The sequence below is a fragment of the Pseudomonas sp. 43NM1 genome, assembly GCF_002836905.1.
GTDB classification, from domain to species: domain Bacteria; phylum Pseudomonadota; class Gammaproteobacteria; order Pseudomonadales; family Pseudomonadaceae; genus Aquipseudomonas; species Aquipseudomonas prosekii.
Window position 1 is genome coordinate 1 of the sequence record NZ_MKGS01000058.1, and the last position, 11,626, is coordinate 11,626.

At 59.6% G+C, this 11,626-nt stretch carries 12 protein-coding genes; 5 read left to right on the forward strand and 7 right to left on the reverse strand.

The features are described from left to right. Window positions 1-147 precede the first annotated feature (147 nt). Window positions 148-516: a PH domain-containing protein gene (locus BI292_RS07140; protein ID WP_092278381.1), complete on the reverse strand. Its 369-nt coding sequence runs from the start codon at window positions 514-516 to the stop codon at window positions 148-150. A gap of 32 nt (window positions 517-548) precedes the next feature. Next, a complete protein-coding gene (locus tag BI292_RS07145) occupies window positions 549-1,025 on the reverse strand; it encodes a hypothetical protein (RefSeq protein WP_101207454.1) in 477 nt (158 codons plus the stop codon). A gap of 373 nt (window positions 1,026-1,398) precedes the next feature. Here BI292_RS07145 and BI292_RS07150 point away from each other — a divergent pair, with 373 nt between their 5' ends. The 4 genes from BI292_RS07150 to BI292_RS07165 are packed head-to-tail and all read left to right on the forward strand — an operon-like array spanning window position 1,399 to window position 6,513. Continuing rightward, window positions 1,399-1,875 (forward strand): formate dehydrogenase subunit gamma, encoded by a 477-nt coding sequence (locus tag BI292_RS07150; RefSeq protein WP_101207455.1) that lies wholly within the window; start codon window positions 1,399-1,401, stop codon window positions 1,873-1,875. After that, the gene (locus BI292_RS07155) at window positions 1,872-3,416 is read left to right on the forward strand and encodes an NADH-quinone oxidoreductase subunit NuoF (RefSeq protein WP_101207456.1); all 1,545 of its coding nucleotides are present in this window, start codon (window positions 1,872-1,874) and stop codon (window positions 3,414-3,416) included. The genes BI292_RS07150 and BI292_RS07155 overlap by 4 nt, the downstream gene beginning before the upstream one ends. After that, window positions 3,413-6,295 carry a formate dehydrogenase subunit alpha gene (gene fdhF / locus BI292_RS07160; protein WP_101207457.1) on the forward strand — a complete coding sequence of 961 codons (2,883 nt, stop codon included), beginning with the start codon at window positions 3,413-3,415 and terminating at the stop codon, window positions 6,293-6,295. The genes BI292_RS07155 and fdhF overlap by 4 nt, the downstream gene beginning before the upstream one ends. Next, window positions 6,292-6,513 (forward strand): formate dehydrogenase subunit delta, encoded by a 222-nt coding sequence (locus BI292_RS07165; RefSeq protein WP_101207458.1) that lies wholly within the window; start codon window positions 6,292-6,294, stop codon window positions 6,511-6,513. Before fdhF ends, BI292_RS07165 begins: the two co-directional genes overlap by 4 nt. A 61-nt stretch (window positions 6,514-6,574) precedes the next feature. Here the strand turns inward: BI292_RS07165 and BI292_RS07170 are convergent, their stop codons facing one another. Beyond that, complete coding sequence (locus tag BI292_RS07170) at window positions 6,575-7,324, reverse strand: type IV pilus biogenesis/stability protein PilW (protein WP_092278367.1); 750 nt, start codon at window positions 7,322-7,324, stop codon at window positions 6,575-6,577. A 202-nt stretch (window positions 7,325-7,526) separates the two neighbouring features. On the opposite strand from BI292_RS07170, the gene BI292_RS07175 reads away from it, so the two are divergent. Then, window positions 7,527-8,798: a VWA domain-containing protein gene (locus tag BI292_RS07175; RefSeq protein WP_101207459.1), complete on the forward strand. Its 1,272-nt coding sequence runs from the start codon at window positions 7,527-7,529 to the stop codon at window positions 8,796-8,798. 71 nt (window positions 8,799-8,869) lie between these two features. Here BI292_RS07175 and BI292_RS07180 read toward each other — a convergent pair whose 3' ends face one another. Genes BI292_RS07180 through BI292_RS07195 form a run of 4 tightly spaced genes read right to left on the reverse strand, consistent with a single transcriptional unit; the run spans window position 8,870 to window position 11,584 of the window. After that, window positions 8,870-9,448: a TerD family protein gene (locus BI292_RS07180; RefSeq protein WP_092278363.1), complete on the reverse strand. Its 579-nt coding sequence runs from the start codon at window positions 9,446-9,448 to the stop codon at window positions 8,870-8,872. A 30-nt stretch (window positions 9,449-9,478) separates the two neighbouring features. Beyond that, the gene (locus BI292_RS07185; protein WP_092278361.1) at window positions 9,479-10,054 is read right to left on the reverse strand and encodes a TerD family protein; all 576 of its coding nucleotides are present in this window, start codon (window positions 10,052-10,054) and stop codon (window positions 9,479-9,481) included. A 33-nt stretch (window positions 10,055-10,087) separates the two neighbouring features. Then, window positions 10,088-11,122, reverse strand: a complete 1,035-nt coding sequence (locus BI292_RS07190; protein ID WP_092278359.1) for a TerC/Alx family metal homeostasis membrane protein — start codon at window positions 11,120-11,122, stop codon at window positions 10,088-10,090. A gap of 12 nt (window positions 11,123-11,134) precedes the next feature. Continuing rightward, window positions 11,135-11,584 carry a tellurite resistance TerB family protein gene (locus BI292_RS07195; RefSeq protein WP_092278357.1) on the reverse strand — a complete coding sequence of 150 codons (450 nt, stop codon included), beginning with the start codon at window positions 11,582-11,584 and terminating at the stop codon, window positions 11,135-11,137. Window positions 11,585-11,626 lie beyond the last annotated feature (42 nt).

The window sequence follows — 11,626 nt, forward strand, 5'->3', positions numbered from 1 at the left end:
GGGATGGGGTTGCTTGCGAGGGGGTGTATCAGTTGGGTTCGGTGTTGGCTGATAGATTGCTTTCGCGAGCAAGCTTTGCTCCCACAGATGTCGCCCCACCCCTATTGAGTATTTAGCCCCGAGTTTTCGGGGCTTTTTGCGTTGGGCTCAGAGGACGTGTTGGGAGATGAGTTTGGAGATGGCGACCGTTGATGTTCTGCCGGTGAATTCGAATTTCACTTTGCCCAGCGACGAGAAGTAGATCTCCAGTTCCGAATCCAGATCGAAGGTGCCGGAGGTTTCCACCGAGTACGCGACGATGTTTTTGTATGGCAGCGAGGTGAAGTCTTTTTTGCTGCCGGTGATGCCCTGCACGTTGACGGCGATGATGCGTTTGTTGGTGAACACGACGCCGTCGCGCATGGACTTGTAAGAGTCGATGACGTGTTCGCCGTCGAGCAAAAGGTCGGACACGCGTTCGGCGTATTCCTCGTTTTGCTTGAGTTTGAAGAATCCCTTGTTGTTGAAATCAATCATGTGCCGCTCCTGTTGTTGAAGTGCTGTGCTGGCTATTCAATCTGAATCGGTCCTTTGGTGCCGGCATCGCTGTCCATCCAGTAATCCTGGTTTTGCAGGCGCCGGTCGCCCTGGAGGGTGAAGAGGAATTTGCCGTGGCGGAACTGCAACGTGCCGTCGGTGCGCTTGGCGTTGACGCGTTCGCCGTTGACCCAAACCTGTTCCTTGGCATCGATGCGAATCGTCGCGACGGTTTTGCCCGCCTCACTTTTGGCCACCCACTGCCCGGCGTAAGGCGTTGGCGTGGTTGCGGTGTCTGCGGCGGGGTCGGTGGCGGATTCCAGGGCGGGATTGGTGAAACCCGCCTTGGCGTTTTCCGCTTTGCTTTTGTGGATATCGCAGCCCTGCGCTTCGCTGACTTGCGTGCAGCCGGATTGCTCCAGTTGCTTGCGGTATTTGTCGTTGATGGCGTAGGCCGGGGCTTCCGCGGCGATCAGGATGACCAGCGCCGGCAGGATGGCTTTGTTCATGTGGGTTCCTCTGCGATCTCGTCGGGTTGCATCGTACGTTGACTATAGACAGCGGGTGCGCCGCGCTTGTGCCACAAAACATTTCCGACAACCCACGGCTTTGCCAGCTCTCTTCTAGACTTAACGCGTGGTCGTGGAAAGAACCGAGCACGTCGCTTTTGTGCAGTTGAATTGAAAGCGCCGTGGCAAGCTGCGATTTATGCCCTGAAGAGGTGCGGCGAAGACCGTACCGGGCCCAACAAGATGCCCGCTCAGGGTGCCTGGCCAACGGCCTGAAAATGCCACGAAACCGTGACGTGGTGTGAATGCCGCAGCCGACACTTTCGGACAACCGACGACCTTCTGGTATGTCCGTGACCGTGAGGAATGCTGTATGCCTGATGAGATGTTGAACCTGCCGATGGTCAACAACCTGCTGGAGCGCCACAAAGGCTCCCCCGGCGCGCTATTGCCGATCCTTCATGAGATTCAACAAGGCATCGGCTACATCCCCGATGCCGCGATCCCCGAAATTGCCCACGCGCTGAACCAGAGTCAGGCCGAGATTCGCGGCGTGATCAGCTTTTACCATGACTTTCGCACCGCGCCGCCAGCCCGGCACATTCTGCGTTTGTGCCGCGCCGAATCGTGCAAAAGTCGCGGCGCCGAGCAACTTGCCGCGCAGTTGCGCGAACGTCTGCAACTGGACGATCACGGCAGCAGCGCCGACGGCAGCATCAGTTTGCGTCCGGTCTATTGCCTCGGCGCGTGTGCCTGTTCGCCGGCGCTGGAGCTCGATGGTCAGGTGCACGCGCGGCTGAATGCCGAGCGCCTCGATGCGCTGCTCGACACCTGCCGGAAGGACGTATGAACCTCTACTTGCCGAGTGATTCGCTGGCCCGCGCGGTGGGCGCCGATGCCGTGGCGTCGGCGCTGGCCAATCAGCCTGGGGATAACCCTCTGCAACGCACCAGCTCCCGTGGACTGTATTGGCTGGAGCCGCTGCTGGAAGTGGACACGGCGCAAGGCCGGATGGGTTTTGGTCCGCTGAGCGCTGCCGACGTGCCTTCCGTGCTCGCTGCGCTGAACGGCAACCCCGCCGCGCATCCACTGGCGTTGGGTCTGGTCGAAGAGCTGCCTTATCTGAAGTCGCAACAACGCCTGTTGTTCGCCCGCGCCGGAATCACCCGGCCGCTGTCGCTGGATGATTACCGCGAGCACGATGGTTTCCAAGGCTTGAAAAGAGCCGTCGCCATCGGTGGCGAACTCACCGCGACCGAGGTTTTCGACTCAGGCCTGCGTGGCCGTGGCGGCGCGGCATTCCCCGCCGGGATCAAATGGCGCACGGTGCGCGCGACCGAAGCGGCGCAGAAATACATTGTGTGCAACGCCGACGAAGGCGATTCCGGCACCTTCGCCGACCGCATGTTAATGGAGGGCGACCCGTTTCTGCTGATCGAAGGCATGGCGATTGCCGGCATCACCGTCGGCGCCAGCTACGGCTACATCTATGTGCGTTCGGAATATCCCCAAGCCGTCGCGACGTTGCGCGAAGCGTTGGAGATCGCCCGGGCCAACGGTTACCTCGGCGCCAATGTTGGTGGCAGCGGTCAGGCGTTTGATATGGAAGTGCGCGTCGGCGCCGGCGCTTACATCTGCGGTGAAGAAACCGCGCTGCTCGACTCACTTGAAGGCAAGCGCGGCGTGGTCCGCGCCAAGCCACCGATCCCGGCGTTGAAGGGTTTGTTCGGTTTGCCGACGCTGGTGCACAACGTGCTGACCCTGGCCTCGGTGCCGCTGATTCTGGCCAAAGGCGCGCAGTTTTATCGCGATTACGGCATGGGCCGTTCGCTGGGGACGATGCCTTTTCAACTGGCCGGCAACATCCGCCACGGCGGTCTGGTGGAACGGGCGTTTGGCCTGACCTTGCGCGAATTGGTCGACGATTACGGCGGCGGCACCGCCAGTGGCCGACCGCTGAAAGCCGCGCAGGTCGGCGGACCGCTCGGCGCGTGGGTGCCGCCGGCGCAATTCGACACGCCGCTGGACTACGAAGCGTTCGCCGGCATCGGCGCGATGCTCGGCCACGGTGGCGTGGTGGTCGCGGACGACACGCTGGACATGGCGCACATGGCGCGCTTCGCCCTGCAGTTCTGCGCCGAGGAATCGTGTGGCAAATGCACGCCGTGCCGCATCGGTTCGACCCGCGGCGTCGAGGTCATCGACCGCTTGCTCGCCGCGCCGGACCAGAGCGCTCGCGATACGCAGGCGCTGATCCTCAAGGACCTGTGCGACACCATGCAATACGGTTCGTTGTGTGCGTTGGGCGGCATGGCCCCGTTCCCGGTGGTCAGCGCCCTCAAGTACTTCCCCGCCGACTTCGGTCTGCAGCCCTCGGAGGCCGACCAATGATCACCCTCTTCGACCCGAAAACCGACATTGACCTCGGCACGCCCGCGCGCGATAGCCAGGTGCAAGTCACGCTGAACATCGATGGGCGCAGCATCAGCGTGCCCGAAGGCACTTCGGTGATGCGTGCTGCGGCGTTGCTCGGCACGACCATTCCAAAACTCTGCGCCACCGACAGCCTCGAAGCCTTCGGCTCGTGCCGCATGTGCCTGGTGGAAATCGACGGCATGCGCGGTTATCCGGCGTCCTGCACCACGCCGGTCAGCGAAGGCATGAGCGTGCACACGCAGACGCCAAAACTGGCGACGCTGCGGCGCAACGTCATGGAGTTGTACATCTCCGATCACCCGCTGGACTGCTTGACCTGCTCGGCCAATGGCAACTGCGAGTTACAAACCGTCGCCGGGCAAGTCGGCCTGCGCGAAGTGCGTTACGGCTACGAGGGCGACAACCATCTGGCCGACGTCAAGGACACGTCCAACCCGTATTTCGACTACGACCCGAGCAAATGCATCGTCTGCAACCGCTGCGTGCGCGCCTGCGAAGAAACCCAAGGCACGTTCGCCCTGACCATCACAGGACGCGGTTTTGAATCGCGGGTCGCAGCGGCCGGTGGCGACAACTTCCTCGACTCCGAATGCGTGTCCTGCGGCGCTTGCGTGCAAGCCTGCCCGACCGCGACGCTGATGGAAAAAAGCGTGGTCGAACTCGGCCAACCCGAACACAGCGTGATCACCACGTGCGCCTATTGCGGCGTCGGCTGCTCGTTCCGCGCCGAGATGAAGGGCGACCAACTGGTGCGCATGGTTCCGGACAAAAACGGCCAGGCCAACCACGGCCATTCCTGCGTCAAGGGCCGGTTCGCCTGGGGTTACGCGACGCACCCGGATCGCATCACCAAACCGATGATCCGCCAGCACATCAGCGACCCGTGGCAGGAAGTCAGCTGGGACGAAGCGGTGACCTACGCCGCCAGCGAATTCCGCCGGTTGCAGCAAACCTACGGCCGCGACTCGATTGGCGGCATCACTTCCAGCCGTTGCACTAACGAAGAAACCTATCTGGTGCAAAAACTGGTGCGCGCCGCGTTCGGCAATAACAACGTCGACACCTGCGCGCGGGTTTGCCACTCGCCGACCGGTTATGGCTTGAAACAAACCTTGGGCGAGTCCGCCGGCACGCAGAGTTTCGATTCGGTGATGAAGGCCGATGTGATCCTGGTGATGGGCGCCAACCCGAGCGACGCGCATCCGGTATTCGCTTCGCAACTCAAACGCCGTTTGCGTGAAGGCGCGCGGCTGATTGTCATCGACCCAAGGCGCATTGATCTGGTGGATTCGGTGCACGCGCGCGCCGAGCTGCACCTGGCCCTGCGCCCCGGCACCAACGTCGCCATGCTCAACGCTTTGGCGCACGTCATCGTCACCGAAGGTTTGCTCGATCAGGCGTTTATCGACGCCCGTTGCGAGGGCAGCGATTTCGCCCGTTGGAGCGAACAAGTCAGCCGCGCCGATAATTCGCCGGAAGTGCTCGGCGAGATCTGCGGCGTCGCCCCAGCCGACATCCGCGCCGCCGCCCGCCTGTACGCGAGCGCCGGTAATGCGGCGATCTATTACGGCTTGGGCGTGACTGAACACAGTCAGGGCAGCACGGCGGTGATGGGCATCGCCAACCTCGCGATGGCCACCGGCAACATTGGTCGCGAAGGCGTCGGCGTCAATCCGTTGCGTGGGCAAAACAACGTTCAGGGCTCGTGCGACATGGGCTCGTTCCCGCACGAGTTGCCCGGCTACCGGCACATTTCCAATGAGGTAGTGCGCACGCAATTCGAACAAGCGTGGAACGTGACGCTGCAACCCGATCCGGGTCTGCGCATTCCGAACATGTTCGAAGCGGCGTTGGGCGGCAGTTTCAAGGGTTTGTATTGCCAGGGCGAAGACATTGCCCAGAGCGACCCGAATACCCAACACGTGACGGCGGCGCTGTCGGCCATGGAATGCGTGGTGGTGCAGGATATTTTCCTCAACGAAACCGCGAAGTTCGCCCATGTGTTTCTGCCGGGCAGCTCGTTTCTGGAAAAAGACGGCACGTTCACCAACGCCGAACGGCGGATCTCGCGGGTGCGCAAGGTCATGGAGCCGCTGGGCGGCAAGGCTGACTGGGAAGGCACGGTGGCGCTGGCCAACGCGCTGGGTTACCCGATGAACTACCAGCATCCGTCGCAAATCATGGATGAAATCGCCAGCCTGACGCCGACCTTCACCAACGTCAGCTACGCCGAACTCGACCGCCACGGCAGTCTGCAATGGCCGTGCAACGCGGCGGCACCGGACGGCACGCCGACCATGCACATCGAGCAGTTCGTGCGTGGCAAGGGGCGCTTCATGCTCACCGGTTATGTGCCGACCGAGGAGAAGGTCAACAACCGTTATCCGCTGCTGCTGACCACCGGACGGATCCTCAGTCAGTACAACGTCGGCGCGCAAACCCGGCGCACCGAGAACGTCGCATGGCACGACGAGGACCGCCTGGAAATCCACCCGACCGACGCCGAGAGCCGTGGCATCAACGAAGGCGATTGGGTCGGCATCGGCAGCCGCGCCGGGCAAACGGTGTTGCGCGCGCGAGTCACCGAGCGGGTAGCGCCGGGCGTGGTGTACACGACGTTCCACTTCCCGGAATCGGGGGCCAACGTGATCACCACCGACAATTCGGATTGGGCGACGAACTGCCCGGAATACAAGGTCACGGCCGTGGAAGTGAGCCGCGTCTACCACCCTTCCGAGTGGCAAAAACGCTATCAGGCGTTCAGCGACAATCAGCAACGCCTGCTCGATGAACGCCGCCAGGCCCGTGGCGCGAAAGCGGAGGTGCGCCGATGAGCACGGACAATTTGATCAAGATGGTCAACCAGATCGCCCAGTATTTTGCCGGTCAGCCGGATCACGCTGAAGCCGTGCTCGGCGTACGCAATCACCTGCAGATGTTCTGGACCCCCGGCATGCGCAAGGAGTTGCTGGCCTGGCAGACCGAACATCACGGCGAAAATCTGCACCCACTGGCGCAGGAAGCGGTCAGTGGGGCGGGCTGGGAGGCTTAGCTTTTTGCGTGGAATCAGCCCCGAATGTTTCGGGGCTTTTTTATAGCTGCAGCTTTTCTGACTAGAGCTCGACCCGGTGATAAACGCCGTCGGCGCCGACGTTGTGGCCAAAACCGCACCATTCGCCGGCCGTGCGTTTGACCGTGAGCTGCTCCTTCTGGATGTCGAAATCGTAAGCGCAGTCGCCATCGTCGTCGGCGCTCATGGCGTAATGCGCCTTGCCGTTATTGATCTCGACCAGTGCCGAGAACTCGCCAATGTTTGGCCCGGAATACATGGCCATCAGGCCGGCGTAATAACCCTGGAAGTCGATCTTGTAACGCTTGCCTTGTGGCTCGATGGTCATGCTGTTCCACAACGAAGCGCCTGCGTATTGCCAATACTGGCCTTCGGTTTTCGTCGGCAACTTGGCCAGCGCCTTGTTCACCTCGGCGCTGATTTTGCCGAGGTTGAAGATCGACTTTTTATCGTCGGGCAAGATGCTCAGCCATGCCCGCGCCTTGAGGTAGTTGCCCTCGTGGATGTAGGTCAGTGCGACGTTGTTATAGGCCATCGCAATCTTGTCTTCGTCGAGCTGACAACTCTCGGACCAGCCGACCTGCTGCTCGTACTGCGCCCGCGCCTTGGCGTATTGCTTGAGTTTGTAGAACTTGCCGCCCTCGGCGGAATACTCGCTGATCTTCTGGCAATTGTCGGCCACCTCTTCCTCGGTCACTTCTGCGTGAGCAACTAATGGCGTGAGCAGAAGCAGGAAGATCGCTTCGATTGTTATCAAGCGACGCAATGAAGGATAGAAGCGCTGAATGTTCATATAACTGTTCCCTGTTTGAACGGCGATTGGCCAAGCGGTGCGCAGATTAGCGTGGCCGCGCGGGCGAAACAATCAGCGCCGCTGATCCATTTGCTCCGGGCAAATGACGTGTCGCTCGCGCATAATCGGCTGCACTTTCATTCAATCGACACCACTTCCAATCACAGCCGCTTGCACAGCGCAGCCATTACAGGGACGGAACATGCAAATCAGCCAAGGACAACGCCTGCCTTTGTCCAGCCTCATGTCAGGCTCGCAACTTATCCTCTCGATCAACGTTCAGTCGCCGCATGTACTCGACTTTGTGTGCTTCGGCATCGATGCCCAAGGCAAGCTCTCGGATGATCGTTACATGGTGTTTTTCAACCAACCGACGACGCCGTGCAACAGTGTGAGCATGGCCAATGGCGGCGATTTCACGCTGGACTTGGCCAAGTTGCCGGCAAGTATTGATCGGCTGGTTTTCACTACTTCAATTGATGGCGCTGGCGCGATGCGCGACATTCAGGCCAGCAGTTTCAGCATCAAGAGCCTGTCGGGCGAAGTGTTGGCGCAATGTCCGTTCTCGGGCGCGACCTTCGCCGACGAGAAAGCCATCATGGTCGTCGAGTTGTACCGCAAGTCGGGCGAATGGCGTTTGGCGTCCAACCTGCAAGGCTTCAACGCAGGCCTTGAAGCGTTGGTGAAACACTTCGGCGGTGATGTAGCGGACGAACCGGCCGCGCCAACGCCAACGCCAACGCCGGCTCCCGCTGCGGTTACCAGCAGCGTTTCGCTTGAGAAGAAGATTGGCAGCGCCGCGCCGCATTTGATCAGCCTGGCGAAGAAAGCGCAGATCAGCCTCGAAAAAGCCAAGCTCACCGACGTGAAAGCACGGGTTGGCCTGGTGCTCGATGCGTCTGGCTCGATGAACCATCAATACACTTCTGGTCGGGTTCAAGAAGTGGTCAATCGCCTATTGCCGCTGGCGTTGCACTTCGACGATGACGGCACCCTCGATTGCTGGGCCTTCGGCGCCGAAACATTGCAGCTGTCCGCCGTGACCCTGGCCAACCACAAAGACTTCATCAACACCGATAGCAGCGGCTGGAAAGACTGGAAAATCGGCGCGCGTTACAACGAAGAACCGAAGGCGATCAAGAAGGTGATCGACTTCTACAAGAATTCCCGCGACACCACGCCGGTGTACATCCTGTTTATCAGCGATGGCGGCGTGTCCGCGAGTGGCGCGATCAAGAAACTGATGATCGAAGCCGCCAAACTGCCGATCTTCTGGCAATTCGTCGGCATCGGCGGACACAACTACGGGATCCTGGAAAAGCTCGACACCATGACCGGCCGGGTTGTGGATAACTGCGGGTTCTTCGCCCTCGATGACTTGCACGACATCAGCGAAGAGCAGCTGTACGACAAGCTGATGGAAGAATTCCCGCAGTGGCTGAAGGATGCGAAGGTCAAAGGGATCATTCTCTGACGCCGCGACCTCCAGCGCCGAGGCAAAAAAAAGCCCCGCTCGAAAGCGGGGCTCTTTGCCACCCGTGAGGGTTAGCCGATGCTCACACCGTGGGCTTCAGCCAGAGGCTTCAGGCCGCCAGCGAAACCTTGGCCGATTGCCTTGAACTTGAACTCTTCACCGCTGCGATACAGCTCGCCAAAGATCATCGCAGTTTCGGTCGAAGCGTCTTCGCTCAGGTCGAAACGTGCCAGTTCTTTGCCGTCAGCCTTGTTCATAACGCGGATGTAGCCGTTGGAAACCTGGCCGAAGTTCTGCTTGCGTGCATCGGAATCGTGGATGGTGACAGCGAACACCAACTTCTTCACCAGCGGCGCCAGGGAAGTCAGTTTAACGGTCACTTGTTCGTCGTCGCCTTCGCCGGCACCGGAGCGGTTGTCGCCCATGTGTTCAACGGAGCCGTCAGCGGACTTTTTGTTGTTGTAGAAAATGAAGCTGTTGTCGTCGAGCACTTTGCCGTTTTCGCCAACGATGAAAATCGATGCGTCGAGGTCGAACTCGGTGCCGTCAGTTACACGTGGATCCCAACCCAGACCGACGATGACTTCGGCCAGGCCTGGCGCTTCTTTGGACAGGGAGACGTTGCCGCCTTTGGAAAGACTTACAGCCATTTTCAGATTCCTTATTCAGTAAACCGTGGGTTAGAAGTTCATACCGTAGGAGTTGGCGAGGGCTTTCAAGCCACCCGCATAGCCCGAACCAACAGCGCGGAATTTCCACTCGCCATTGTTGCGATACAGCTCGGCGAAGATCATTGCAGTTTCGGTCGAAGCGTCTTCTGCCAAGTCGTAACGCACGATTTCGGCGTTGGTGACTTCATTGACAACACGAATGAAGGAACCGCCAACCTGGCCGAAATTTTGTTTGCGTGCATCAGCGTCGTGGATGGTAACGGTGAACACGACTTTGTCGATGTCGGCCGGAACGCGGCTCAGATCGATTTTCAGCACTTCGTCATCGCCATCGCCAGCACCGGTGCGGTTGTCACCGGTGTGCTCGATGGAGCCGTCAGCGCTTTTGAGCTGGTTGTAGAAGATGAAGTCGGCGTCGCTACGCACTTTGCCGTTGGCACCCAGCAGGAACGCGCTTGCGTCCAGGTCAAACTCCGTGCCGTCGGTTGCGCGAGGGTCCCAACCCAAGCCGACCAGAATCTTGGTCAGCGTAGGATCGGTCTTCGATAGGGACAGGTTGCCGCCTTTTTGAAGAGTCAGTGCCATGAGTACAACTCCTTTTGGTTAATGCGTTTTCAATTACTGGTTATCGGCCTGCGTCACTTCCTTTTCCGGGAAGATCACGCTAGCGAGAATGCCGATGGCCAGTACCACAACAACGATGATCAGACTGGTGTTCGGATCGATGTTGTAGCCGTGGTGGAAGATGTGGTCGGTTGCGTTCAAGCCGAGTTTTACGGCGATGAAGAACAGCAGCGCGATAACAGCCTTTTCCAGGTGCACAAGGTAACGTTTCAGCGCTTCGAGCACAAAGTACATGGTCCGCAGGCCAAGAATCGCGAAGAGCATGGCCGAGAACACGATCAACGGCTCGCGGCTGACGGCGATAACGGCCGGCACGGAGTCGAAGGCGAACAGCACGTCGGACACTTCCATGACCACCAGGCACAGGAACAATGGCGTCGCGAACAGACCACCTTTGGCCGCCAGGGACATGCCCTGGTTTTCCGGTTTACTCAGTTCGCCTTCCAGGGTCTTGCGGCGCACGAAGAACGAATGGCCGTGCAGTTTCGGCCACACCGGGAACAACTTCTTGGCGAAGCGGTAAGCCATGTGCGTCGAGTAATCCTCTTCCTCTTCGTCGTCACCGCCACCTTTGAGCATCATGACCGCTGTCCACGCCACGATCAGGGCGAAGACCACTTCGACCCACGGGCCGAGCGCCAGCAAACCGGTACCGATAGCCACGAAGATCAGGCGGAATACGATTGCGCCGATGATGCCCCAGTACAGTACGCGGTGGCGCAGGCCGTTGGGGATTTTGAACCAGGCGAAAATCGCCATGAACACGAACAGGTTGTCCACGCTCAAGACTTTTTCCAGCGCATAACCGGTGATGAACAGAGTGGCGACGTCCGGACCGTGTTCGTAGTACAGGAAACCTGCAAAGCCGAACGAGATCAGAATCCAGAAGATCGACCACGCCGACGCTTTGGCGAGGCTGATCGGCTGGTCACCGCGGTGGGTGAACATGTCGAGGATCATCGCGCCGAGCGCCAGCGCCACGAATACAGCGATGGTCAGCGGGGGGAAACCCAGGTGAGTAACTTCCACAGTGTGCGTTCCTTAGAGTTCAAAGTCTGCCGGGGGTAAGCCCAGCTCAAGGCAAATCAGGCGGCAGACGGCCTTTTCCTTGTCATCGAAATTGCCATCCGAGGCGCCGATGGCGCAGGCAACACGAACGAGCAGGCGACCAGCGCCATCCTTGCCCTTTATTTTGCTGATAACTTTCAGAGCTTCGGCCTGGCCGATCTGGAAGTCGAATTCGAACTTGCCGCAAGCGTCATTGAAAACCTTGATGACGTCGGTCAGGTTGAACACTTTCAGTTCTGGCGAGTTGTTGATGAACCCGGTCATCTTCATCTTTTCAGCCGAGCTTACTTCACCATCCGCTGCCGCAACCATCGCGCAGCTGTTGGCTACCGCTTCCATGAACTCCTTGTTCTTGAACTTGCCCACTTCGGTGGACAGTTTCTCGCGGGCCAGCGCCGCGTTTGTTTTCAACCATGACAACATGTCGTTCACCTCTAGGGCGGACCGGATCGGCCCGCCGTTTCA